We start from the raw sequence: 24,786 nt of genomic DNA on the forward strand, positions 1-24,786 counted from the left end.
TTTTGTGGCTCCGACTACGGGCGACGCAACTTTGCGCAAAAGCTCCCTTCTCCCACGTGCAGTACGGATGTGCGAAGTAAACTTTCGTATTAAGTTCCCTCGCAATGATTTCGTGTGCGGCAAACTCCGGCCCGTTGTCTGTCGTTATCGACCTTACAGGCAGCCCGCTCTCCCGTATGAGTCGCACCACGGCATCTGCCAGTGGAACGGCCTGCTTTCCCGTATCAAGTTTCTCCATGAGCATAAAGCCGCTCTTTGGGTGCTTCGCGCCCCCAGCCGCAAGGCAAACCTCCGCGGTGTTTTTCATGTATTATGCACCTCAGAGTTTTGCACTTCTAATTGGAATTAGCCCATCACCACTGCCCATGCCAGGCCGTGCAACGGGAATAAAAATCATGCACCTTGCCCGCTGAATGCCGGGCATGCCGGCCTGCAGGCAAGGTGCAGCAATGTGGCAGTGCGAGCCCCACGGGTCATCGGTTGCGGCGGCTCTTCTTCTTCGACGACTTTTCCTCGTCGTCGCTCGAGCTGCTGCGCTTAGAGCGCTTTTTCTTGCTCGAGGCCTCGTCGTCGTTGTTTTTCCTCGACTTGCGGCTCTTGGTGGCCTTCGACTTCTTCTTGACGGGGATGTTCACCGTCTGGCCGGGCTCGATGTGGTTGCCCTTGATCTTGGGGTTGGCCTTCTTGAGCTCATCGACGGTCATGTCGTTGTTGCGGGCTATGCGCTCGAGCGACTCGCCACGCTTCACCTCGTGTGCGTCCATCTTGGGTTCATCGTCCTGCTGGCGGGCTCTGCTGCGGCGGCTCTTCTTCTTGGATGAGGTCTCTTCGCCATCGTCGCCTCGCGAGGCCTTGCGGCTGCGCGAGCGCTTGCTGCCGGCCTGCTCCTGCTCGTCGTCGTGGGCTGCCTTGCGGGCACGGGCCTTCTTGATCGACGACGACTTTGAGCTCTCGGCCTCGTCGTCGCGAGCTTGCTTGCGCGAGGCCTTTTTCTTGCTGCCATCGTCTTGCGAGGCCTTGCTTTCTTGCTCGGTCTTGCGCGTGGTCTTGTGGCCGGTCGCCTCGCTGTCGTCGCTGCTGCGCGACGACTTGTGGCTGTAGCTCTCGCTGATTTCACGGGTCACCTCGTCGTCGATGCTGTAGGAGCCGGCATAGGGCGTATAGGTGCCGCTTGCCGAGCTGCTGGCCACCGGGGTGGCGGCAACCGGAGCGGGAGTGGGTTGCGGCTGCGCAGCTTGTGCAGGCTGTGCGGGCTGCGATGGCGCAGCAGCAGCCTTCTGGGCCACATCGGGCACCTTGAGCACCTGGCCGCGGCTCACGTGGCGGCGCGTGAGGCTGTTGAGCGTCATGAGCTGGTCGACGCTGATGCCGAAGCTGCTGGCCACGCTCTCGATATCCTCGCCACGCTTCACCTTGTAGTATTTGGTGGCAGCGGCATCGGCCACTGGTGTGGCGGCCGGCTGTGCGGCAGCAGCTTGCGTAGCAGGCTGTGCGGCAACCGCTTGCGTGGCCGGCTGTGCGGGAGCTTGCATCGTGGGAGCCGAGTAGCCGTAGTTGTTGGCCGTGGGAGCGTCGTTGGGCGTGCCGGGTTCACGCACATCGCGGGCGGCATACAGGTCGGGGCGGTAGCTGTTGATGCTGTCTTCGACCAGAATGAAGCTGTACACCTGCTGCGAGGGCAGGGCCAGCGTGTAGGGGCGGGCATCGCCAGGTATCACGTCGTGGCGATACTGGGGGTTGAGGATGCGTATTTCATCGATGGGAATGTTGAGCACCTTGCTTATCTGCGCAAAGTTCAAGCGCTGGTTCACCTTCACGGTGTCGATGAGCAGGGGCTTGGTGGCCAGGCTGGGACTTATGTTGTGCTCCTTGTAGTAGTGCATCACATAGGTGGCCGCGATGAAGGCGGGCACATAGCCGCGGGTCTCACGGGGCAAGTAGTTGTAGATTTCCCAAAAGTCGGGCTTGGCCGAACCGTCGCCGGCGCGCAGCAGGGCCTTGTTCACATTGCCAGGACCGCAGTTGTAGGCAGCGATGGCCAGCGACCAGTCGCCGTAGATATCGTAGAGCTTCTTGAAATAGTCGGCCGCGGCATCGCTTGAGCGGTAGGGGTCGCGACGCTCGTCGACGAGCGAGTTCACCTCGAGGCCCTGGTTGCGTGCCGTTTCGAGCATAAACTGCCACAAGCCCGAGGCGCCCACGGGCGACACGGCATTGGGGTCGAGGGCGCTCTCGATGACGGGGATGTACTTGAGCTCGAGAGGCATGCCGCGCTTTTCAAGTGCCTGCTCAAAGATGGGCATGTAGTAGGGGCTCATGCCCAGCATCTCGGCTACGAGTGTGCGCTCGCGGTGGGTGTAGCGCTCGATGTAGGACTTTACCACCTGGTTGAAGGGCAGCTCGATGCCACTGGGTATGGTCTTGAGGCGGGAGATATAGGTGGCGTCGCTCACGTCGCCGGGATCCTTGTTTTCCACGTCCTTGTCGAGCACGGCGTAGTTTTGCAAGTACCAGTTCTTCATGAGCTCCTGCGTGTTGGTCTCAAAGCTGTAGGGGAACTGGATGTTGTCGTCGGTGATCGACTCCTTGAGCGAGAGAATCGACTTGTGGGGGGCTGCCACTGCCGAGAGGGCCACAAGGGCCACGACTATCAATGACTTGATTCTGTATTTCTTCATGTTGCTAAACGTAATCTTAAAAGTTAAAGCCCAGGTGCATGCCCAGCGAGGGCCATCGGCTCAGTTGCGGGGCCGCGATGGCCGCGGGGCCCACGTTCATCGTCAGGTTGTCGCTGATGTCGAAATGGGCCAGCGAGGCATCGACATAGGCATCGACGATGTTGATCAAGTACACAGCCACAATGCTGATGATGCATATCTCCTTGTAACGGCGATAATAGTTCTTCTTGTTTTTGAGCGTTTTCTTAAGCCAGTCGATGTCGAGGTCGCTCTCTTTCACCGTGGGCGGGAAAAAGTCCATGTAGCTCTTGGTGCCGGGGTCGCTGTCCATCAAGTCGCGGTAGCCCTTGGTGTAGTCGTTGAGCATGCGGTTGTTCCATGAGGTGGCATAGGTGAGGCCCACAAAGGCACCCACCACGATGGGCAGCTTCCAGTAGCGGTGGTTGTAGATCTGGCCCAGGCCGGGGCACAGGGCCGAGAGCCACATGGCACGCATGGGGTCGGGGTTGAACACCTTGATACGGCCCAGGCTGTTGTCTTGGAGCGTGTCGGGTTTCAAGGCCAGGCGCAGCGAGTCGGCAGCTGTGAAGCGCACGGTGTCGCCATGCTCGTCGAGCACAGCGCTGCGCAGGTTGTGGTCGGCCACGGCAGCGCGGGCCGTGTCGGGCACGTCGAGCTGCCCCACCTTGGCGCTGTCGGGCTTGTCGCGGTTGGGGTTGCGCACCGGCAGCTGCAGTTGCGAGGCTGGCATGTCCTGGGCTTGAGCCGGAACGGCAGCAAGCAACAGGGCAAGGCACAGCACGACGGCCGCCCCTGCCAGGCTGGTGAAATATGTAGTCACACACTTCCTCACAACAGGTGTAAAATGCAGTGGGCCACGTTGCTGTAGGCGGGGCCGCACGTGCCAGGATTTATTCCTTCAACTTGTCAAAGATAGTAATTATTTTCTCAAGTTCTTCCTCGTTCTTGAAGGGGAATGTTATTTTTCCTTTACCCGAGAGGTCGCAAGTCATCTTCACAGGCACGCCAAAGGAGGTGCTCAGGTGCTTCTTGAGCACTTCATAGTCTTTGTTGTTCAGCCGCTTAGGCGGTTGTTGCTGTGGGGCGTCGGGGTTCTCGGCCTGCTGCTGGTATTGCTTGGCGAGCGACTCGACCTGGCGCACCGATAAACCTTTTTTAAGGGTTTCGTTATACAATTTTAACTGCAACGTGGGCTTGTCGACGGCCAGCAGGGCGCGGGCGTGGCCCATGTCGATGTGCTTGTCGCGCAAGCCCAGCTGCACCTCGGCCGGCAGCTTGAGCAGGCGCAGGAAGTTGGCTATGGTCGAGCGTTTTTTGCCTATGCGTTCGCTCAGGCGGTCTTGCGTGAGCTTGTACTGGTCGATGAGTTTCTTAAATGTGAGGGCGATCTCGATAGCGTTCAGGTCCTCGCGCTGTATGTTCTCGATGAGGGCCATCTCGGTGAGCTCGCTGTCGTTGGCCGTGCGTATGTAGGCCGGCACGGTCTCCAGGCCGGCAAGCTTGGCGGCACGGTAGCGGCGCTCGCCCGAGATGATCTGGTAGGCATCGGGGCCGGCACTGCGCAGGGTGAGGGGCTGGATGATGCCCAGCTCGCGTATCGAGGTGGCCAGTTCCTCGAGCGAAGTCTCGTCGAAGTTGCGGCGGGGCTGGTCGGGGTTGGGCGAGATTTGCTCGATAGGGATTTCGTTGATGGCCGACGAGCCGCTCGTCTGGATGTCGTCCATCGAGATGAGAGAGTCGAGGCCGCGGCCTAATGCATTTCTTTTCATAATCGTGTCTTAAGAGAGTGTAAAAGTTGACGTCGGCACCGCCTGGCGCGCAACAGCTTGTGCACTGGCTGCAGGTGCTGTGGCAGGGGCAGCCGGTGCCGTGTTATCGCTTGTCGGCCTTCTTGCGGTCCTTGGCTATGAGTTCCTTGGCCAGCTGCAAGTGGCTGGTGGCTCCGCGGCTTGCCGGGTCGTAGAGCAGGGCGGGCAGCCCGTGGCTGGGAGCCTCGCTCAAGCGTATGTTGCGCGGAATGACCGTGTTGAACACCATCTGGCCAAAGTGGCTCTTGAGCTCCTCGTAGATTTGGTTGGCCAGGCGCAGGCGCGCGTCATACATCGTGAGCAGGAAGCCCTCGATCTTGAGCACCGGGTTGAGCTTCGACTTGATGATGCGTATCGTGTTGAGCAGCTTGGAGATGCCCTCGAGGGCAAAATACTCGGCCTGCACCGGGATGATGACCGAGTCGGCAGCCGTGAGGGCGTTGACCGTGATCAGACCCAGCGACGGACTGCAGTCGACGAGAATGTAGTCGTAGGCGTCCTTGATTTGGGCAATGGCATCGCCCAGCACCTTCTCGCGGTTGGTCTTGTTGATGAGTTCCAGCTCGGCCCCCACCAGGTCGATGCGCGAGCCTATGAGGTCGAGGCCATCGACACACGTGTGCACCTCGGCGCCGCGCAGCGGGTAGTCGTCGACCAGGCACTCATATATCGACGAGGTCATCTGCTTGGGATCGACACCCAGGCCCGAGGTGGCGTTGGCCTGCGGGTCGGCGTCGATGAGCAGCACCTTCTTTTTGTTGGCAGCCAGCGAGGCCGCAAGGTTGATGGCGGTAGTGGTCTTGCCCACGCCGCCCTTTTGATTTGCTATTGCTATAGTCTTTCCCATAATAATACCAAATATTCCTTCTTTTACCATTGCAAAGGAAATCCTTTTCGGGCAAAAAAACTTAGAAATCAGCGTTAAAATGAGAAAACTGTTGATAAGTCGCCCTTTTTGTTAATAACTATGGGGCGGCCTCCTGTCATAGCCTGGGTAAAATAAAAGTAAAAAAAAGCGAAAAACCACACACATATAAAAATAAACATTATCTTTGCTGAAAATATCTCTTTAGAAATGTAACTTTTCGACCCTGTCGTGCGTCTATGCTATAGACACTGTGAAACAGAACTTTTTTCAGAATTCAAATTATATATTTTTTAAACAAACTTTTCTATGAGAATTAAAAACTTAATGGCAATTGCCCTCATGCTATTGACCAGTGCCTTCTGTGCCATGGCTCAAGACATGGCCGTGCCTCAAGACACAGCCGTGCACACAGGCAAGCTTGCCAACGGACTCACCTACTACGTGCGCTACAACAACTACCCTGAGCACCATGTAAACTTCTACATTGCTCAACGTGTGGGCTCGTTGCAGGAAGAGGAGAGCCAGCGCGGCTTGGCCCACTTCCTGGAGCACATGTGCTTCAACGGCACCGAGCACTTCAAGGGCAACGGCGTGATCGACTACACCCGCTCGCTGGGTGTGGAATTTGGCCGTGACCTGAACGCCTACACCAGCATCGACCAGACGGTGTACAACATCAGCGACGTGCCCAGCGGCCGCCAGAGTGCCCTCGACTCGTGCCTGCTCATCCTCAAGGACTGGAGCAACGGCCTGCTGCTCGAGGACAAGGAAATCGACGAGGAGCGCGGCGTGATACACGAGGAGTGGCGCATGCGCCTCTCCCCGAGCCAGCGCATGCTTGAGCGCGACCTCGAGACGCTCTATCCCGGCTCCAAGTATGGCAAGCGCATGCCCATAGGCTTGATGAGCGTGGTCGACGGCTTCAAGTACAAGGAGCTGCGCGACTACTACCACAAGTGGTATCGTCCCGACAACCAAGCCATCATCGTGGTGGGCGACATCAACGTGCCCTACACCATCAACAAGATCAAGGAGCTCTTCGGCTCGATTCCCGCACCGGCCAAAGACGCTGCCCAGGTGACCGAGGAGCCCGTGCCCGACAACAACGAGCCCATCATCGTGGTCGACAAGGACAAGGAGCAGCAATACAGCATAGTGCAACTCATGTACAAGCACGACCCCTTCCCCGAGAACATGAAGGGCGGCGTGCAGTATCTGGCCTACGGCTATGTGCAAGACATGATCGACCAGATGTTTGGCATGCGCTTCCAGGAGAAGTCCCAAGACCCCAACTGCCCGTTTATCCAGGCAGGTGCCGGCGACGGCCAGTATCTCTTCTCCAAGACCAAAGACGCCTTCCAAGTCTATGCCCTCCCCAAGGAAGGCAAGACCGCCGAGGCCCTGCAAAGTGCCCTCGAGACAGTGCTCCAAGCCCGCAAGTACGGCTTCACCGCCACCGAGTATGAGCGCGCCAAGAGCGACTACCTGAGCAACCTGGAGAAGGCCTACAACAACCGCGACAAGCAGAGCACCGAGCGCTTTGGCCGCCTCTATGCCAGCAACTACCTGGAGAAGGAGCCCATGACCTCGATCGAGACCAAGTACCAGATGATGAACATGCTTGCCCCCAACATTCCCGTCGAGGCCATCAACGAGGCCCTCAAGGAGTTTGTGAGCCTGAGCGACACCAACATGGTCGTGATCAACTTCAACCAGGAGAAAGAGGGCGCCGTCTATCCCACAGTGGCCAGCCTCAAGGCTGCCATCGACGCTGCCCACGCAGCCAAGATTGAGCCCTATGTCGACAACGTGAAGCAGGAGCCCCTCATGAGCACCATGCCCAAGCCTGGCAAGATCGTGAAAGAGACCAAGAATGACAAGCTGGGCTACACCGAGCTCACCCTGAGCAACGGCGCCAAGGTGGTGCTCAAACCCACCACCTTCAAGGAAGACGAAATCAAGTATCAGGCCGAGGCCAAGGGCGGCAGCTCGCTCTACGGCCCCAAGGACTATGCCACCAGCTCGCTCTTCGGCACCATCATTGGCGTGAGCGGACTGGGCGACTTCAGCAGTACCGAGCTCACCAAGGCCCTGGCTGGCAAGAACGTGAACGTCGATCTCGACATGAGCACTTCCTACACTCGCCTCAACGGCAACTCCACCAAGAAGGACCTGGAGACGATGTTCCAGCTCAACTACCTGTACTTCACCAACATCAAGAAGGACCAGAAGCAATACGACGCCACGATGAGCCTCATCGAGAACGCACTCAAAAACAAGAGCCTGCGTCCCGAGAGCGTGTTCTTCGACAGCGTGAGCTACACAATGGGCAACCACAGCTGGCGCGACAAGCCATTCTATGCCGACGACCTCAAGAACGCCAGCTACGACCGCGCACTGCAAATCGCCAAGGAGCGCACTGCCAATGCGGCCGACTTCACCTTCTACTTTGTGGGCAGCTTCGACATGGCTACCATCAAGCCGCTCATCGAGCAATACATTGCCTCGCTGCCCGGCGACAAGAGCAAGAAGTCTAACTACAAGAACGTGGCCTCCTATCCTCACGGCAAGGTCACCAACATCTTCACCAAGAAGATGGAGACGCCCAAGCCCATGTGCCGCATGGTGTGGTTCAACGACAAGGCGCCCTACAGCCTCGAAAACAGCATCAAGGCTGGCGTGGTGGGCGACATCCTCGACAAGCTCTACCTGCAAGAGATACGCGAGAAGGCCAGCGCTGCCTACTCGCCCGGTGCAACCGGCGGCTCTCAGGTGACCGGCGACGTGCCCTACACCTACGTCTTGGGCCAAGTGCAAATGAAGCCTGAGAAGAAAGACCTGGCCATCAAGCTCATGCGCGACGAGATGCTCTCGATTGGCAAGACGGTCGACGCCGGCACGCTCAAGGACATTCAAGCCAAGATGATAAAGGATGCCGACGAGAACGCCAAGGAGAACAGCTACTGGATGAACGTGCTCTCGATGTATGTGGGCCGCGGTATCGACCTGTACACCAACTACAAGAGCATCGTCTCGAGCCTCACTCCTGCATCGATCAAGGACTTCGTCAACAAGGTGATCCTGAGCTCGGGCAACGAGGTGGAAGTGACTATGCTCCCCGCCGAGTAAGGCAACAACCCACGGCCGGCGCATCGCCCCGAGAGCGCCAGCCCATAACACACAGCAAAAGCCTGCGGCTCCCCGCAGGCTTTTCTATTTTTACCCCGCACGTCCAGCGCTCAACCCCTGCAACCCGCAACGGGAGCGGCAGTGGGCTTTTTAGCCCATGTGGGCCATGGCACTGTAGAGGTCGAAAAGGCGCGACACACACTCGGTCTCGGTCATGCGCGTCGCAAAGCCATAGGCAGCCATCACAGCACGGTCGTTGGCCCGGTGCGCCTCCAGTAAGTCATAGGGCATCAAGTTAGGGTTGTAGAGATCGGCCAGCGAGGAGTCGGGATAGTGGCTGCGGGCATCGAGTATGCCCTGAGCGGTAGTCGCTATCTTCTCTGCTTGCTCGGCCGTGGGCGAGGGCCACGGGAAGTTGTTGTACACCACATCCTTGGAATAACGATAGCGCATCTCCAAGCGGCCGCACACGACCCGCATCCAAGCCATGTGCACGTTGCTTTCCAAAATGCCAAAGTGGTAAAGAGTGGCAGAGGGGATGAGAAGAACAAGATTACTTGCAAAGGTGCCTTTATGAATAAATCCCATCGGCACATATCTGCGCTTTTCCGATGAAACCGATGGAATTATAATTGAGTCTCCATTCGGCATGTTCTCCACGAGGAAGCGTGTGGGGCGATCGGCCAGCCTGCGTGTCCCCGCCCTTTTGCTGGCAAGACGGAGGAGACGAACATTCTCGACCCTCTTTTTGCATAACGGCATCTCGTTGATTTCCTTAGGTGAGCAGTCGCCAAGCCAAAGACAATACCTGGGCTTTTGATGGATGAATTCCTCAGAGCCGTACCAAAGATGGAAATATGATGCTGATTTAGGCTCTTTCTTTATGAATTCATCCATCTCTTCTTTTTTGAAAAGATAGTTGCCGCCATCAATAGGCTGATTGCCAATACCTATGGCCGGAACATTGCAGAGAGCCTTACTGCGACTGTGAATGAATGTGTCCGGCGCGTCTACGAGATACGGATTTATATGTGCTGCCTTTATCGTTTGTCCATTGTCGAAGATAAACTTATTGTGGTTGTCGACATAAGAAAAGCCCACAATTACGACGTGTACGTGAGCCTTTAATGAAGCCTCACTATCCCAGCGAAACGTGCAGTGAGCAAAATTGATCTTTAGGCCATCCCTCATTAACGGAGCCCAAAGATTGGCCACTTGCTCACCCTGTGATATCGAATTGGTTGACACAAGAGCTGTCTGTATGGAAGTTCCCTTCATCAATTCGGCGCTACGTTTGTACCATGCACCGACATAATCGATATTACCGAGGTTTTTCCAATCCTTGCCAAACACATAGAGCATGTCATCCTTTTGCTCCGGCGACATCAATCGTGCCCCCACAAACGGCGGGTTACCGATAATATAGTCCGGATGGGGACATACATGACGCCAATCCATGTGCAGGGCATTGCCCTCGTGAATGTTGGCATAGCTGTGCAAGGGCAAGAAGTCGATGTCGTGGTGAATGATGCTCTCGGTCTCAGCCATCATCTGACTCTCGCTTATCCACAGCGCTGTGGTGGCCACGGTGACGGCAAAATCGTTGATCTCGATGCCATAGAATTGATTGATACTCACCTTGATGGGATTGACAAAGGCATCGAGGGGCTCCATGTTGTAGATGAGCTTGATCACCTGGTTCTCGAGCCGTCGCAACGACAGGTAGGTCTCGGTGAGAAAATTGCCAGAGCCGCACGCGGGGTCGAGAAAAACAAGCGAGGCCAGCTGGTCTTGAAATTCGTGCAGAGCCTTGAGACGGCGTTTAAACACCGGCTCGTCGGTGATGTCGGCCAACTTGCGCTTGAGGCCATCGAGAAACAGCGGGTCGATCACCTTGTGTATGTTTTCGATCGAGGTATAGTGCATGCCGCCCGACCGACGGGTGACAGCATTGAGGGTGCTCTCAAACACGCCACCAAAGATGGTGGGCGAAATTTGCGACCAGTCGAAGTCGAGCGATGCATGTTGCAACAGCACATGCCGCATCTCCTCGGTAAAAGGCGGCACGTCGATTTGCTCGGCAAAGAGCCCGCCATTGGTATAAGGGAAGGCGGCCAGGTCGGGACGCAAATACTTGCTGCGACGCTCGACCGGGGTGTTGAGCGTGTCGAAAACGCGCAGCAAGGCGTCGCGCATGTCGGCGGCCTCATACCGGTCAAGATAGTCGTGAAACATGTCGTGCCGTCCAAAAATGCCGGCATCCTCGGCATAGAGGCAGAACACCAGTCGCACACACAAGATGTTGAGATACCGCATCGAGCGAGGGTCGGTCAGGTCATACTCCTTGATGAGCGCATCATAGATGCGGCCCACAATCTCGCCAGCCTGCATGCTCACTTCCATTTCCTTGTTGATGTGGACACTTCCCGTGTCGACGAGAAACTGCAAGCGGTAGTAGTCGTCGCCCAGATTGATGAGCGCGATGTGCTGCGGCTCGCTGTTGGGGTTTTCCATGTCGTAGACGTCGATTTCGGCAAAGTTGCAAGTCACTATCCAGCGAGGGCGTTGCGAGTAGGGCAACGCGGCCGAGTAGCGCTGCGCCTGCTGGAACGGGGTGAGCATGGTGCCATCGCTTTGGCGTATGGGCTTGCGTAAGTCCTTGCCCAGCGACTTTTGCTCGATCATGACATGAGTGGCTGGTATCATCACATCGATAAACGAGGTGGAGTCGAGCTGCACCTTGTCTTCAAACTCCACCCACTCGGTGGGATTGGGCACGCCATAGACGTTGCCCAACAGGTCGAGCCAGTAGCGTTGGCTCTCGCCTTTTTCATAGCCTCTGCCGTGCCAACGTTTGGCAAACTCAATAGCGGCCTGGCGTTGTTGCTTCTCGGTGTTCATTTTGGGTTTGGGTTGTTAAAGTTATTTTTTTGCCGGGGCCAGGATGGGGGGAGGTAGAGCACAAAATGCGAGTCTTGGTAAGCGATGCGATAGTGATGGCGGCGCAAGAAGGCATTGAGCGCGGCCAGCTTGGCATCGTCGAGAAATGGCGAGCGCACGTTGTAGTGGTCGAGGTCGGGCGCGGGACGCCCCCAGTGTTGCCCTATGGTGTTGAACCGCTGGCGCAGCACGGCCGGCAGCGGGCCGGCAGCGGCAGCCTTGTCGAGCTTGGAGCGCAGCAGGCCGGCACTCAACAGCTCGGGCCACGAGCAGCCCATGTAGGGGCGCGTGTCGGTCATGTAGTTGACCAGGGGCATGCTGCCATACACCATGAGCGTGTCGCCGGCACTCACCCAGGGCTCGATGCCGCGCAACATGCTGTCGACCACAGCCGCGCGCGCGGGTGTGGTGTAGATGCCGGCCACCCGAGGGTTGTGCACCGTCGCCGTCTTCTCCCACACAGGGCCTTGGTCGAAGTACACATCGCCCGAAACCAACTTGAAGGCGCACACCAGTGCAAAGACCGCGAGCAGGTCGCGGCCGTGGTTGTCGATCCACAGCGAGGCGGCTACCGGCAAGGCCAGCAGTGTGACCAGCGTGCCGCTGTTGTAGGCATAGCCGTCGCTGCCCACGGGAAACACCAGCGCCGTGTAGAGACCCGCCCAGGCCGCCATGCGCTGCTGCGGGTTGCCCATGACGATGACATAGATGCAGCCCGCCACGGCAAGTATCCACACCGGCCGCACGATGTTGATGCGCAGGGTGAGCCACACCACGAGCACGATGCAGGTCAAGCGCAACAGCCACCTGAGCGGCCGCAGCTCAATCCAGTCGCCCACCTTGATGTAGAGCCAGGCCACCAAGCCATATTTCACGCCCACCCACAGCTCGGTCTTGAAGAAGCCCAGCTGCGACATGAGCAAGAATGCCGCCGAGTGGGTCGAGGCGCCCTTCTGGCCGGTGGCCAGGGCGTGCAAGTCGGTCATGTTGTCGAGGAAAATGCCCAGGTGCCCCAGCCCCCACATGAGGGCCGCCATGATGCCCACGCCTGCCACTGCGCCCCCCAGGCCTGCGAGCATGAGCCGGCCACGATGCCTGCCGCCGTGCACTGCGGGCAGGAGCACGAGCAGCCCCAGGGCCAGCACATCGGGCACCCGCGTGAAGATGTTGACGCCCATCACCAGGCCCGACAGCGCCACGAGCCAGGCGTTGCTGCGCATCAAGCCCTGGCAGAGCAACACTGCTGCAGCCACCCACAGCATGATGGCCAGCAAGTCGTTGCACAGCGTGACGGGGATGAGGATATAGGAGAAAGCTGCCACCACCAGGGCCAGTATCACGCCCGAGGGCCTGAAGAGCGTGCGCAGGTACAGAAAGGCCAGCCACATGCTGCCCACGACGACGACAATACCTGCAAGGCGCATGCCCAGCAGCCCCATGCCAGGGAAGAAATGCAGCAACGTGCCGCCCACCAGACCGCTCAGGTAGTACATGAAGTTGTACTCCACCGTGCCGGGTGCATCGAAGATGCGGGCATAGAAGGTCATGTAAAACCCGCTGTCGCACACGTCGAGGCCAAACACGGCGCCCACCGTGAGATAGGCCGCCACTACGAGGGTGGCTATTCCCATCCACAGGCCGCTGCGGGCATCTATCTTGCTTGTCAACGTGCTGGCTGCAGGTTTTTTCATTGTGTGTGTGTATTGTGCAGTGCCCCACCGCTGGGGCTGGTGCTAAGGTAGTGAAAAAACAACAACAAAACAAGCGCCCTATGTCTTCATGAGCACAAGGGCGCTGCTATATCGCGTAAAATTGTGTGTGTGTGTGTGGGCTGACGCTTACTTCTGTGCAGGAGTATTGATAGGCGTGCCTTGATTTTGCTGCACAGGCATGTCCTTCAAGGTAGGCATCTTCTCACGAGTCACATACTGGGTGTCGGTGAACAGGCAGGTGCATATCGAAAGCACGCAGATGAATATTGCCAGGCCCCAAGTGAGCTTCTCGATAAAATCGGTTGTCTTGCGCACACCCATAAACTGGTTGTAGTTGTTGACATTGGCAGCAAGGCCGCCGCCCTTAGACTTTTGAATCAAGATTACACCCACCAAGACGATCGATGCAATTGTAATCAAAGTTGCAAAAATACCATACATAATATTTTATCTGATTTTTATTTTTTACTTTTTTCGTTGAGTACCAATTTCCTTAAGAAACGTATTTGGTCTGCAAAGTAAATACTTTTTTCTGGAAATTTCAAATTTATGTTCTCTATAATTTCAAGAGCCTTAGAATATTTGCCTCGCGAGATGTACATCTTGGCCAGCGACTCGCTCAGCATCGAGTCGTCTTGCGGCTTGGGCTCGGCGATGGGCGTGTGGGCGATCTCGGCTGCCGCGGCGGGTTCCACGTGCTGCTGTGGCACCGACAGGGATTGACGTTTCTCGCGCTCGCGCTCCTGGGCGATAAACTTGTTGATGAGTTCGTCGTCGTGGCTCATGTCGAGGTCGGTGGCGTCGGCGGTGCCGCCCTCGTCGCGTTCCTGGGCGGCAAGCACATCGGCATAGTCGGGCGTGGGATTGAAGATGGCATTGTTGATGGCCTCGATCTCCTTGCTGCTCGTCGACCCGAAGGTGTTGAGAAACTGGTCGATGGCCTCGTCGGTGCCCGGTGTGGCCTGCTGCTGCAGGGGCTCGGGATAGAAGCTGGCAAAGAGCTGGGCCGATACGCCCAGTTGCATGGCCAGGGCCTGGCGGTCGGGGGTCACGAGAGCCAAGCGGTCGAGGATGGCCCGGTTGTCGTCGCCCTCGATGCCGTGCTGCTTGAGGTAGAGCAGGGCTGGCAGTGCGAAGTAGGGGTAGCGCTCGAGTGCCTCGTCGAGCCACTCGCGGGTGGCCACCGTGGTGTCGCCGCCCATTATCTTGTCGATGTCGTGTAGTATGTCCATCACCAGTTGCCTAAGGTTGCATTGAAAATCAAGTCCTTCAAGTCGTCGCATATCTCGGAGCACAGCTGGTCTTGCACGTCGGTGAGCAGCTGGTTGCTGTCGAAGTCGCGGTAGGCCGAGAAGGTCTGGTCGGTCGACAGGGCCGCGTTCTTGTTGTCGATATATTTCACGTGCACCGAGATGGTGAGGCGCGTGCGACTGGCATAGGCATTGTCGCTCACGGCCTGGGGGCTGAGCGAGTAGCCTGTGATCTCGCCCTCGATGCGCAGGTCGCTGTTGGGGCTGTCGATCACGTGCAGGCGCGTGTTTTGCGTCACCATGTCTTTGAGCTTGTTTTCAAAGAGCTGCTGCAGCGGCGGGTAGACCAGCGAGGCTCGTATAGGGAAATCGCTGAACGACACGGTCTTGTAGACGGTGTAGTCGAGTGCGGCGCCGTTGAGCTTGTAGCTTATCTTGCACGAGCTGGGCACGAGCACAAGCAGCACGAGTGTGAATATTGCGATAGCGCGTCGTAGCATTTTCTTGTTGCGAAACATAGCCGATAGTCGATTTTCAATTGAACTGCACCACATGATGTTGTCAACTCTTCAGGTTGCGCGACTCCAGGCCGTACTCCTTGATTTTGCGATAGAGCGTGCGTTCAGAGATGTTGAGCTCCTCGGCCGTCTTCTTGCGGCGGCCGCAGTTGCGCTCGAGCGCACGGGTGATGGTCTCGCGCTCGGTGTCCTCGAGGGTTTTCACCGGCCGCACCTCGTCGGGCTCGACCGCGGTGGCGTCTACCTCGTGCACTTGCGGTGCGGCACCGGGCACTGCGCCGTAGTCGTCGAGACCTATCGACTTGAGCTCGGGCGACTTGTACTTCGACAGGCTGCCCACCAGCTGCTTCGACTGGCGCTTGAGCTCGGCCACGTCGTCGTTGATGTGGGCCACGTGGCTGCCCGTCTCGACGGCGGTCTTGAGGTTTTCGATCTCGCTTTGGAGCTGGAATATCATCTTGAAGATGAGCTCGCGCTCGCGGTTGTAGTCAAAGGCCGAAGCCTGGCTGGCGACAACGGGCTTCATGTCGTCGGTGGCATAGGGCAGGTAGCGGCGCACATCGTCGCCCGTGAGCGTGTTGCCAGCCTCGAAGAGGGCGATTTGCTCCACCACGTTTTTGAGCTGGCGCACGTTGCCTGGCCAGCGGTAGCCCATTATGGCCTGGCGTGCCTCGCCAGTGTACTCGACTTGCGGCATGTGGTAGTTGTCGGCAAAGTCGTGGCTGAACTTGCGGGTGAGCAGCCACACGTCGTCGCCGCGGTCGCGCAGGGGCGGTATGTTGATTTGCACCGTCGAAAGGCGGTAGTACAAGTCCTCGCGAAACTTGCCCTCTTTCACGGCGCGCACCATGTCTTTGTTGGTGGCGGCCACTACACGTATGTTGGTTTTCTTGACTTCGGCCGAGCCCACACGCATGTACTCGCCCGACTCAAGCACACGCAGCAGGCGGGCCTGGGTGGTGAGCGGCAGCTCGGCCACCTCGTCGAGGAAGATGGTGCCGCCGTTGGCCTCCTCAAAGTATCCCTTGTGGGCCGCTATGGCTCCGGTGAAGGCACCCTTCTCGTGCCCGAAGAGCTCACTGTCGATAGTACCCTCGGGAATGGCGCCACAGTTGACGGCGATATACTTGTTGTGCCGGCGGGCACTGTTGGTGTGTATGATTTGGGGGAAGAATTCCTTGCCTGCGCCGCTCTCGCCAATGATGAGCACGCTCAAGTCGATGGGAGCCACTTGAAGGGCGCGGTCGATGGCCACAAGCAACTTGGGCGAGTTGCCTATGATCGAGAAGCGCTGCTTCACGCTCTGCACATTGGACGAAATTTTAGTGATAGCCATAATAGTGAATTGAGTCGTTTATTTCCATTTTTTCATCTCATAGGTCTTGCCTCGCAAAAATGCGCCCAGGTCGTCGAGCGACTGGTAGCGGGACTGCACCTCGGGGCTGATGGGATCGCCTATCGAGATGCGGAAGGTGTCGTTCTTGCGGCGAAACACCTCGCTGGGCAGCTTGAGGGTGCGCAGGCGCCAGTCGATCATGCCCAGTATAGTGAACACGAGGCTGTTGTGCCCGTGAAAGTAGATGGGCACTACTGGCACCTTGAGCTTCTTGATGAGCCGCATCACCGTGGGCTGCCAGGCGCGGTCCTCGATGTGGAGGTCCCAGGTGAACTTCGACACAGCCCCTGCCGGAAAGAAACCCAGCGGGTGGCCGTCCTTGACATGGCGCATGGCCTCGGCAATGCCGCGCACGCTCTCGGCCCGACGCTTGGGGTCGTTGCTGGCCAGGGCGTCGACCATGATGAAGTTGGGACGCATGGCACTTATGTAGTTGAGCACCATGTTGACCATCACCTTGAAGTCGGGGCGGCGCTCGCCTATGAGCTTGATGAGCATGATGCCGTCGAGCGCGCCAAAGGGGTGATTGCTCACCGTGATGAAGCCGCCCTGGGGCAGGTGGTCGAGCACCTGGCCGTTGTTGAGCTCGATGGTGATGTTCAGGTCCTTGAGCAATCCTTGCACAAAGGGCACGCCGGGCGTGTCGCAGTTGTGGGCGTGTATCCAGTTCACCTTGTCGAGGGCGAGCACATGGCTCAGGAATTTCACCAGCCGCGGCTTGCCGTCGAAGTAAGGTATCATCTTGCGTATGTCGTCATAGTCCAGCACCGTGCGCTTGATGGGCTGCTGGCTGGCCTGTGGGGTTTGGTCGTGTTCCATATCGTGCAGTTTCAACGTCGTGAAGTGTCGTCATGAAGTTCAGCAAGCGAGACTTCGATGAGACGCAAGTGCAAAGATAACGATAATCTCACGAAGTATCGCAAGATTACCGTTAAAAATATGTCAAAATGGCAGAACCGTGCCACCGTTCCCCTTCATAGCGCGGCGCCGGCGGCAGCGGCGATCGGCATCAGTTGTCCTGCATGAAGTCTTCTACGTCGTGCGGGTGGTAGGGGATGCGGTCCTTGCCCAGGAAGCGGCAGCCGTCGGGCGTGATGAGCACGTCGTCCTCGATGCGTATGCCGCCAAAGTCCTTGTACTCCTCGAGCTTGTCGAAGTTGAGGAACTCGGCACAGTGCCCGCTGGCTTTCCAGTCGTCGATGAGGGCGGGAATGAAGTAGATGCCTGGCTCGTCGGTGACCACAAAGCCCGGCTCCAGCCGGCGCCCCATGCGCAGGCAGTTGGTGCCAAACTGCTCCAGGTTGGGCCGCGTCTCGGCGTCGAAGCCCACATATATCTGTCCCAGGCCTTCCATGTCGTGCACGTCCATGCCCATCATGTGGCCCAGGCCGTGAGGCAGAAACATGGCATGGGCACCGGCACGCACAGCCTCCTCGGTGTCGCCGCGCATGAAGCCCAGCTCCTTGAGCCGGTCGGTCATGAGGCGGCACACGGCAAAGTGCACGTCGGCATATTTCACACCGGGCTTGGCCACCTCGAGCACATAGTCGTGGCAAGCCTCGACAATGCTGTAGATTTCGAGCTGGCGCTGGGTGAACTTGCCGTTAACAGGATAGGTGCGGGTGTTGTCGCTGCAATAGCCCGTCACCGTCTCGGCGCCGGCGTCGCACAGCACCAGGCGGCCGCTCTCGAGCTTGCGCTCGCTGGGGTTGCCGTGCATGATCTCGCCGTGCTGCGAGAAGATGGTGCCGAAGCTCACCTGATAGCCATAGCTGCGCACGACGCCCTCCATTTGGCCGGCAATGTACTTCTCGGTCACGCCAGGCTTGGTGAGGCGCATGGCAGTGGTGTGCATCATGTAGCCCACTGCGCAGGCCTTCTCGATCTCGGCAATCTCCAGCTCGCTCTTGGTAGAGCGCATCTTCACCACGGCCCCTATGAGCTCGAGCGAGGCTGCCTCGCGCTGCTTGGCGGGGTGAATGCCTGTGAGATCCATGATCTCGATCATGGTGTCGTGGCGGTAGGGCGGCAGGAAGTGCACCTTGCGGCCCTTGGCCCGTGCCTGGTCTACGATTTCCTTTATCTTGGCATGGGGGGCGCTGTGAGCCACGCCCACCATCTCGGCCATCTGGGCCACCTTGGTCACATCGCCATACCACACAATATCCTCAACGCTCACGTCGTCGCCCAGAAGCCACTCCTCGTCGTTGTCGACGTCGATCACGCCCACAAATCCCGGGTCGAGAAACTGGCCGAAGTAATACATGAACGCCGAGTCCTGGCGAAACGGCTCATAGCAGTTGCTCGGGTAGTTGTTGGGGGCGCCATTGTTGCCAAAGAGCACAATCACGCCACTCTTCACGAGCCGCTTGAGCTCGTTGCGACGGTTTACATATACATCCTTGCTAAACATAGTAGTTTATGATTTTTTATTGTTGTGACTATTACTCTGTGTTGATTGCGGTAAAGGTAGCAAAAATAGAAAACAAAAGCAAGCACCCACCCCCACAAAACGCCGATGCCGTCACGTTCACGCCGGAGCCTGCTTATGGACACCGCACCCACAACGTATACATGATGACACACACAGTTGCCTATTTCTATTTTTAGGGGAGAATTTACCAAAATCACCTTTCTGGCAGCTGGCACAAAATCATGCACCCGCCGCCACAAGGGTAATGTGGCTGCGGGCGCAAAACTATGGTGCTCACGGCCACAAGGGCCGTTGATGGCAAAACCGCAGTGGGGGGCGGGGCTCAGAACATGCCGGCCACGCGCTTGACGGCGGCCGTGAAGCGGTGCACCTCGTCGAGCGTGTTGTAGACGGCAAACGAGGCCCTGACCATGCCCTGCACGCCATAGCGCTGCATCAGGGGCTGTGCGCAATGATGGCCCGTGCGCACGGCAATGCCCAGCTTGTCGAGCAGCAGCCCCATGTCGTAGCTGCTGATGTCGCCCACCAGGAAGGAGATGACAGCCCCCTTGCCCGACTGGGTGCCAAAGATGCGCATGCCTGGTATCTCGAGCAACTCGCGGGTGGCCTCCTCGAGCAACTCGTGCTCGTGGGCGGCAATGTTTTCCATGCCCAGCTCCTTGATGTAGTCGATGGCGGCGCCAAAGGCGGCCACGTCGACATAGTCGGGCGTGCCGGCCTCAAACTTGAAGGGGAGGTCGGCAAAGGTGGTGTGCTCAAAGGTGACGTTGCCTATCATCTCGCCGCCGCCCTGGTAGGGCGCCATGGTGTTGAGCCAGTGGCGCTTGCCATAGAGCACGCCCACGCCGGTGGGACCATACATCTTGTGGCTCGAGAAGGCATAAAAGTCGCAGTCCAGGTCCTTGACATCTACACGCATGTGGGGCATGGCCTGGGCGCCGTCGATGAGCACCGGCACACCGTGGCGGTGGGCAATGGCGATCATCTCCTTCACGGGATTGACGGTGCCCAGCACGTTGCTCACGTGGGCGAGCGCCACAAAGCGGGTAGAGTCGGTAAACAAGTCCTCGTAGGCGTCGAGGTCACACTCGCCGCGGTCGCTCACCGGCACCACGCGCAGGCGCACACGCTTGCGGCGCCCTATGAGCTGCCAGGGCACGATGTTGCTGTGGTGCTCCATGGCCGTGACGATAATCTCGTCGCCGTTGTAGAGCATGTCGCCAAAGGTCGACGCCACCAGGTTGATAGCCTCGGTCGTGCCGCGGGTGAAGATCACCTCCTGCGTGGAGCCGGCATTGATGTAGTCGCGCACCTTCTCGCGTGTGGCCTCGACACGGTCGGTAGCCTCCTGGGAGATGGTGTGCACGCCGCGGTGCACGTTGGCCTTGTGCATGTAGTACATGTCTTCGATGGTCTGCACCACACAGCGCGGAGTCTGCGAGGTGGCAGCGTTGTCGAGATATATCAAGTCGTGCCCGTCGATCTTGCGGGTGAGTATAGGGTACTGGGCCCTGATCTGGTCGATGTCTAATTGTTGTGACATTCTCTTATATTGAGTTACTTACATTAAGACACACTGATTGGGAGTGCCGAAACACATGTGTTTCTTTTTTTCTTGTTGACTAATACGTTTCAATTTTGCTGTTGCAGCCATTGCCGGCACAGGCCTGGCACATGGCCATCTTGCCCTGAAAGCGCTTCTCCACCAGGTGGCGCAGGCGGTCTTTGAGCGCATCGAGGCGCACGCCGTCGATCACGTCGTCGACAAAGGCCTGCATGAGCAGCATGCGCGCCTGGTCGAGGGGGATGCCGCGGGTGCGCATGTAGAACAGGGCTTCCTCGTCGAGCTGGCCTATGGCTGTGCCGTGGGAGCACTGCACATCGTCGGTGTAAATTTCGAGCTGAGGCTTGCTGTACATCTTGGCTGTGGGAGCTGCCACGATGTTGCGGTTGCCCTGGTAGGCATCGGTCTTGGGACAGCCGGGCTTGACCAGTATCTTGCCGGCAAAGGCGCCCACGGCCTCGTCGTTGAGCACATACTTAAACATCTCGTTGCTGTGGCAGTTGGGCTTGTTGTGGCACAGCAGGCTGTGGTTGTCGACGTGCTGCGTGCCCGAGGCGATGGTCATGCCCAGCAGCTGGGTCTGGCAGTGCTCGCCGTCGACGTTCACATAGTAGTCGTTGCGGGTGAAGCCGTTCAAGAGCGTCATGCCGTCGACGAGCACGTTGCTGCCCTCGCGCTGGTCGACAAAGACCGACGACACGCGGTGGGTCGAGGCATTGGTCTCCTCGAGGTCGTAGTAGTCGAAGGTGGCATCCTTGAGGGCCACGATCTCGACCACCTGGCTGCCCAGATAGTCGACACCGGTGTTCTGCGTGTGGTCGCACACGAGCATCTTGGCGTGGGCATTCTCGCCCACGACCACAAGCAGGCGTCTCACAGCCATCACAGGGGCGGCCGCATTGTAGATATTGACCAGCTGAATGGGTTTCTCGGCCATGACCCCGTCGGGGACGTAGACCAGCATGCCGTCCTGGGCCAGCAGGGTGTTGAGCGCCACCTCGGGCTTCGACAAGTCGGCAAGGCTGCCCAAGTACTTGGCGAGTATCTCGGGATGGTTGTGCTGTGCCTGGGCCAGCGACTCTACCACCACCCCGCCGGGCAGCTGGCGCGCTGTGCGGCTGGGGCTGAAAATGTCGTTGTAGAAAAAATAGAGACAGGTGCTCATGTTGGGCACGTCGCAACTGAATGCCTGGCCGGGGTCGGCAGTGAAGGGCGTGCGGTTCACATTCACGCCATAGTCGGGGGCAAAGGCCTGCTCGAGGTCGGTGCCCTCATAGTCCTCCTCGCCCTTGCGGGGCAACCGGGCGCCGTCGAGCGCCTTGAGCGCCGCCGGGCGCAAGGCGTTGAGGGCTGCCGGGGCATGAGCCTCGATAGCGGCGCGATGCTCGGTGTACAAGTCGATATATTGTTTTAATGCCGTCATAGTGTTAAAAAAAGAATAGAGTTGATGTGAAGCCATTCGGGAGGGTGTGGGGGGCGCTACTTGCCGGCAGTGCCGTCGCTGCTGCTGGAATTGGGGGCGCCGTCGACCTGGGCCTTGATCCAGTCGTAGCCGCGCTCTTCGAGCTCCTTGGCCAGCTCGGGGCCGGCGCTCATGACGATGCGCCCCTTGTAGAGCACGTGCACAAAGTCGGGCTTGATGTAGTCGAGCAGACGCTCGTAGTGGGTGATGACGATGGTGGCGTTGTTGGCCGTCTTGAGCTTGTTGACGCCGCTGGCCACGATGCGCAGGGCATCGATGTCGAGGCCGCTGTCGGTCTCGTCGAGAATACTGAGGCGGGGCTCGAGCATGGCCATCTGGAAGATCTCGTTGCGTTTTTTCTCACCGCCCGAGAAGCCCTCGTTCACGGCACGCGAGGCAAGCTTGTTGTCGAGCTGCACCACGGCCCGCTTCTCGCGCATGAGCTTGAGGAAGTCGCTGGCCGAGAGCGGCGGCTCGTTGAAATACTTGCGCTTCTCGTTGATGGCTGTGCGCATGAAGTTGACCATCGACACGCCCGGTATCTCCACCGGGTACTGGAAACTCAGAAACAGGCCCTCGTGGGCGCGGTCCTCGGGCTTCATGGCCAGCAGGTCCTTGCCGTAGAAGGTGGCGCTGCCGCCAGTCACTGTGAAGGCGGGGTTGCCGGTGAGCACTGCGCTCAGCGTCGACTTGCCCGAGCCATTGGGACCCATGATGGCATGCACCTCGCCGGGCTTCACCGTGAGGTTGACGCCTTTCAATATCTCTTTGCCTTCGATGGAGGCATGTAAATCTTTTACTATTAACATGTTGTATATTTTCTATAACTTGTATGTGTGCTTGCGGCGGGCCGCAATTGATAAATCACTGTACTTAATCTGGTTTCACCCCACGCTGCCCTCGAGCGACACGCTGAGCAGCTTTTGTGCCTCGACTGCAAACTCCATGGGGAGCTTCGACATCACCTCCTTGGCATAGCCGTTGACGATGAGGCCCACGGCGTCCTCGGTCGAGATGCCGCGCTGGTTGCAGTAGAAGAGCTGGTCCTCGTTGATCTTGCTGGTAGTGGCCTCGTGCTCGACCACGCTGCTGTCGTTGGCCACCTCGATCACGGGGAAGGTGTGGGCTCCGCTGGTGGGTGTGAGCAGCAGGCTGTCGCACTGGGTGTAGTTGCGGCAGTTGGTGGCATTCTTGGCAATCTTCACCATGCCGCGGTAGCTGTTCTGGCTGTGGCCGGCGCTTATGCCCTTCGACACGATGGTGCTGCGGGTGTTCTTGCCCAGGTGTATCATCTTGGTGCCTGTGTCGGCCTCCTGATAGTTGCGTGTGAGGGCCACCGAGTAGAACTCGCCCACCGAGTTGTTGCCCCTCAGGATGCAGCTGGGATATTTCCAGGTGATGGCGCTGCCCGTCTCCACCTGGGTCCACGAGAGCTTGCTGTAGTCGCCGCGGCACAGGCCGCGCTTGGTGACCAGGTTGTAGATGCCGCCGCGGCCGTTTTTGTCGCCGGGATACCAGTTCTGCACAGTGCTGTACTTCACCTCGGCGCGGTCCTCGACCACGATCTCGACAATGGCCGCGTGCAGCTGGTTCTCGTCGCGCATGGGAGCCGTGCAGCCCTCGAGATAGGACACATAGGCGTCGTCGTCGGCCACGATGAGCGTGCGCTCAAACTGACCCGTCTGCGCGGCGTTGATGCGGAAGTAGCTCGACAGGTCCATGGGGCAACGCACCCCCTTGGGGATGTAGACAAAGGAGCCGTCGCTGAACACAGCCGAGTTGAGAGCGGCATAGTAGTTGTCGGTGTAGGGCACGACGGTGCCCAGGTAGCGGCGCACCAGGTCGGGGTAGTCTTTCACTGCCTCGCTTATCGAGCAGAATATCACGCCCAGCTCGGCAAGCTTCTCGCGATAGGTGGTGTGCACGCTCACGCTGTCCATGATAGCGTCGACGGCCATGCCCGAGAGCTGCATGCGCTCTTGCAGGGGGATGCCCAGCTTGTCGAAGGTTTTCATCACCTCGGGGTCGATTTCTTTTTTCTCGCTCTTGTGCCGCGGTGCGGCATAGTAGCTTATGGCCTGCAGGTCGAGCTCGGGCACATGCACGTGGCCCCAGTGCGGCTGCTTGAGCGTGAGCAGGTGGCGATAGGCCTTCAGGCGAAACTCGAGCAGCCAGTCGGGCTCGCCCTTGAGTTTCGAGATTTGGCGCACGATGTCCTCGTTGAGACCCTTGGGGATGACGGTGGTGTCGACATCGGTCACGAAGCCATACTTATATTCCTCGCCAGCGACCTCGCTGATGAGTTTTTTTTCTTCTTTTTCCTTGTTATTTTTTCCTTGAGTGGAATTCATATTTCTTCACTATACTATGTTGCACTCTGTCCAGGGGCAGAACTCACGTTATTGTTTTCAACACTTGGGGCAGGCGCCGCCGGCAGCTCCAGACTCACCGAGTCGGCTCCCAGCATGAGCGGGGCAGCCATCATGGTCGCCACCAGCACCGGGTCGCGCCGCTGGAGCGCCCTGTCGAGCACACCTGCTCGCGGCCTGAGCAGCAATGCCGCATCGAGCACGAGTCCGAGCACGAGCAAGGTCATGACCAAGCTCCCCACGGCACCGGCAGCCCTGTCGAGGCTGCCCATCCTGAGCCCGTGCGACACGCCCTTGACTGCAAGCCCGGCCACTCGACAAGAGAGGTAGACCAGGGCGAAGAGCGTGGCCAGGGCTGCCACACTTGCAGCGAGCCGCGGCGCGGGCCACTGCACATAGGAAGGGCACAGCATGCAGAACAGGTCGACAGCCCGCGCCCCCAGTATCCTGCAGGCCGCCAAGCCTGCCACGATGCCTGCCGCCCACGAGAGCCTGTCGATGATTCCCTTGCGAAAACCATGCACGGCTCCAGCCGCGAGTGTCGCCATAATGAGCATGTCGATTGCAGTCATCGTGCACCTTACATATTTAAGGATGCAAAAATACTAAAAATAGTTGAGAGTTCGAAACATTCCAT

Annotated in this window: 18 protein-coding genes and 1 pseudogene; 1 reads left to right on the plus strand and 18 read right to left on the minus strand. The window is 58.4% G+C overall.

Annotation, left to right across the window (positions count from 1 at the left end; all coding sequences use genetic code 11):
* Positions 1-40 precede the first annotated feature (40 nt).
* From GF423_RS14175 to GF423_RS05605, 5 genes and pseudogenes are all read right to left on the minus strand, one after another.
* Positions 41-157 (minus strand): annotated as a pseudogene (locus GF423_RS14175) (IS30 family transposase); the annotation flags it as partial.
* 316 nt (positions 158-473) lie between these two features.
* Positions 474-2,678 carry a LysM peptidoglycan-binding domain-containing protein gene (locus GF423_RS05590; RefSeq protein WP_154327424.1) on the minus strand — a complete coding sequence of 735 codons (2,205 nt, stop codon included), beginning with the start codon at positions 2,676-2,678 and terminating at the stop codon, positions 474-476.
* A gap of 16 nt (positions 2,679-2,694) precedes the next feature.
* Positions 2,695-3,519: a DUF5683 domain-containing protein gene (locus GF423_RS05595; RefSeq protein WP_154327425.1), complete on the minus strand. Its 825-nt coding sequence runs from the start codon at positions 3,517-3,519 to the stop codon at positions 2,695-2,697.
* Between the two features lie 70 nt (positions 3,520-3,589).
* Positions 3,590-4,468, minus strand: coding sequence for a ParB/RepB/Spo0J family partition protein (locus tag GF423_RS05600; protein ID WP_154327426.1), 879 nt, complete (start codon positions 4,466-4,468; stop codon positions 3,590-3,592).
* Between the two features lie 103 nt (positions 4,469-4,571).
* The gene (locus GF423_RS05605; RefSeq protein WP_154327427.1) at positions 4,572-5,354 is read right to left on the minus strand and encodes a ParA family protein; all 783 of its coding nucleotides are present in this window, start codon (positions 5,352-5,354) and stop codon (positions 4,572-4,574) included.
* A gap of 327 nt (positions 5,355-5,681) precedes the next feature.
* On the opposite strand from GF423_RS05605, the gene GF423_RS05610 reads away from it, so the two are divergent.
* On the plus strand, positions 5,682-8,504 hold the full coding sequence (locus GF423_RS05610) for a M16 family metallopeptidase (RefSeq protein WP_154327428.1): 2,823 nt from the start codon (positions 5,682-5,684) through the stop codon (positions 8,502-8,504).
* A gap of 150 nt (positions 8,505-8,654) precedes the next feature.
* Here the strand turns inward: GF423_RS05610 and GF423_RS05615 are convergent, their stop codons facing one another.
* The 13 genes from GF423_RS05615 to GF423_RS05675 form a co-directional block, all read right to left on the minus strand.
* Positions 8,655-11,405: a DNA methyltransferase gene (locus GF423_RS05615; RefSeq protein ID WP_154327429.1), complete on the minus strand. Its 2,751-nt coding sequence runs from the start codon at positions 11,403-11,405 to the stop codon at positions 8,655-8,657.
* Positions 11,402-13,135 carry a glycosyltransferase family 39 protein gene (locus tag GF423_RS05620; RefSeq protein WP_154327430.1) on the minus strand — a complete coding sequence of 578 codons (1,734 nt, stop codon included), beginning with the start codon at positions 13,133-13,135 and terminating at the stop codon, positions 11,402-11,404. Before GF423_RS05620 ends, GF423_RS05615 begins: the two co-directional genes overlap by 4 nt.
* A 147-nt stretch (positions 13,136-13,282) precedes the next feature.
* On the minus strand, positions 13,283-13,576 hold the full coding sequence (gene secG / locus GF423_RS05625) for a preprotein translocase subunit SecG (RefSeq protein ID WP_277082323.1): 294 nt from the start codon (positions 13,574-13,576) through the stop codon (positions 13,283-13,285).
* 38 nt (positions 13,577-13,614) lie between these two features.
* Positions 13,615-14,439, minus strand: coding sequence for a DUF8458 domain-containing protein (locus GF423_RS05630; RefSeq protein ID WP_154538306.1), 825 nt, complete (start codon positions 14,437-14,439; stop codon positions 13,615-13,617).
* Positions 14,388-14,906, minus strand: a complete 519-nt coding sequence (gene lptE, locus GF423_RS05635; RefSeq protein WP_154327433.1) for an LPS assembly lipoprotein LptE — start codon at positions 14,904-14,906, stop codon at positions 14,388-14,390. The genes GF423_RS05630 and lptE overlap by 52 nt, the downstream gene beginning before the upstream one ends.
* A gap of 61 nt (positions 14,907-14,967) precedes the next feature.
* Positions 14,968-16,260 (minus strand): sigma-54 interaction domain-containing protein, encoded by a 1,293-nt coding sequence (locus GF423_RS05640; protein WP_154538304.1) that lies wholly within the window; start codon positions 16,258-16,260, stop codon positions 14,968-14,970.
* 18 nt (positions 16,261-16,278) lie between these two features.
* The gene (locus GF423_RS05645) at positions 16,279-17,139 is read right to left on the minus strand and encodes a lysophospholipid acyltransferase family protein (RefSeq protein WP_154327434.1); all 861 of its coding nucleotides are present in this window, start codon (positions 17,137-17,139) and stop codon (positions 16,279-16,281) included.
* Positions 17,140-17,329: 190 nt separating this feature from the next.
* Complete coding sequence (locus GF423_RS05650) at positions 17,330-18,733, minus strand: aminopeptidase P family protein (protein ID WP_154327435.1); 1,404 nt, start codon at positions 18,731-18,733, stop codon at positions 17,330-17,332.
* Positions 18,734-19,076: 343 nt separating this feature from the next.
* The gene (locus GF423_RS05655) at positions 19,077-20,297 is read right to left on the minus strand and encodes an aminotransferase class V-fold PLP-dependent enzyme (RefSeq protein WP_154327436.1); all 1,221 of its coding nucleotides are present in this window, start codon (positions 20,295-20,297) and stop codon (positions 19,077-19,079) included.
* Positions 20,298-20,376: 79 nt separating this feature from the next.
* Positions 20,377-21,741, minus strand: coding sequence for a Fe-S cluster assembly protein SufD (sufD, locus tag GF423_RS05660; RefSeq protein ID WP_154327437.1), 1,365 nt, complete (start codon positions 21,739-21,741; stop codon positions 20,377-20,379).
* Positions 21,742-21,797: 56 nt separating this feature from the next.
* Positions 21,798-22,589, minus strand: coding sequence for a Fe-S cluster assembly ATPase SufC (gene sufC, locus GF423_RS05665; RefSeq protein ID WP_154327438.1), 792 nt, complete (start codon positions 22,587-22,589; stop codon positions 21,798-21,800).
* A 75-nt stretch (positions 22,590-22,664) separates the two neighbouring features.
* Positions 22,665-24,131 (minus strand): Fe-S cluster assembly protein SufB, encoded by a 1,467-nt coding sequence (gene sufB, locus GF423_RS05670; RefSeq protein WP_154327439.1) that lies wholly within the window; start codon positions 24,129-24,131, stop codon positions 22,665-22,667.
* 14 nt (positions 24,132-24,145) lie between these two features.
* Entirely contained in the window at positions 24,146-24,721 is a 576-nt protein-coding gene (locus GF423_RS05675; protein ID WP_154327440.1) for a CvpA family protein, read from the minus strand.
* Positions 24,722-24,786 lie beyond the last annotated feature (65 nt).

Origin of the sequence: Sodaliphilus pleomorphus (assembly GCF_009676955.1) — a bacterium.
GTDB classification, from domain to species: Bacteria; Bacteroidota; Bacteroidia; order Bacteroidales; family Muribaculaceae; genus Sodaliphilus; species Sodaliphilus pleomorphus.

Excerpts from the sequence above, each read along its gene's own strand:
- GF423_RS05590 (WP_154327424.1), bottom strand. The coding sequence starts at position 2,678 with ATGAAGAAATACAGAATCAAGTCATTGATAGTCGTGGCCCTTGTGGCC.
- GF423_RS05600 (WP_154327426.1), bottom strand. The coding sequence starts at position 4,468 with ATGAAAAGAAATGCATTAGGCCGCGGCCTCGACTCTCTCATCTCGATG.
- GF423_RS05605 (WP_154327427.1), bottom strand. The coding sequence starts at position 5,354 with ATGGGAAAGACTATAGCAATAGCAAATCAAAAGGGCGGCGTGGGCAAG.
- GF423_RS05610 (WP_154327428.1), top strand. The coding sequence starts at position 5,682 with ATGAGAATTAAAAACTTAATGGCAATTGCCCTCATGCTATTGACCAGT.
- GF423_RS05615 (WP_154327429.1), bottom strand. The coding sequence starts at position 11,405 with ATGAACACCGAGAAGCAACAACGCCAGGCCGCTATTGAGTTTGCCAAA.
- GF423_RS05620 (WP_154327430.1), bottom strand. The coding sequence starts at position 13,135 with ATGAAAAAACCTGCAGCCAGCACGTTGACAAGCAAGATAGATGCCCGC.
- GF423_RS05630 (WP_154538306.1), bottom strand. The coding sequence starts at position 14,439 with ATGCGACGACTTGAAGGACTTGATTTTCAATGCAACCTTAGGCAACTG.
- lptE (WP_154327433.1), bottom strand. The coding sequence starts at position 14,906 with ATGCTACGACGCGCTATCGCAATATTCACACTCGTGCTGCTTGTGCTC.
- GF423_RS05640 (WP_154538304.1), bottom strand. The coding sequence starts at position 16,260 with ATGGCTATCACTAAAATTTCGTCCAATGTGCAGAGCGTGAAGCAGCGC.
- GF423_RS05645 (WP_154327434.1), bottom strand. The coding sequence starts at position 17,139 with ATGGAACACGACCAAACCCCACAGGCCAGCCAGCAGCCCATCAAGCGC.
- GF423_RS05650 (WP_154327435.1), bottom strand. The coding sequence starts at position 18,733 with ATGTTTAGCAAGGATGTATATGTAAACCGTCGCAACGAGCTCAAGCGG.
- GF423_RS05655 (WP_154327436.1), bottom strand. The coding sequence starts at position 20,297 with ATGTCACAACAATTAGACATCGACCAGATCAGGGCCCAGTACCCTATA.
- sufD (WP_154327437.1), bottom strand. The coding sequence starts at position 21,741 with ATGACGGCATTAAAACAATATATCGACTTGTACACCGAGCATCGCGCC.
- sufC (WP_154327438.1), bottom strand. The coding sequence starts at position 22,589 with ATGTTAATAGTAAAAGATTTACATGCCTCCATCGAAGGCAAAGAGATA.
- sufB (WP_154327439.1), bottom strand. The coding sequence starts at position 24,131 with ATGAATTCCACTCAAGGAAAAAATAACAAGGAAAAAGAAGAAAAAAAA.
- GF423_RS05675 (WP_154327440.1), bottom strand. The coding sequence starts at position 24,721 with ATGACTGCAATCGACATGCTCATTATGGCGACACTCGCGGCTGGAGCC.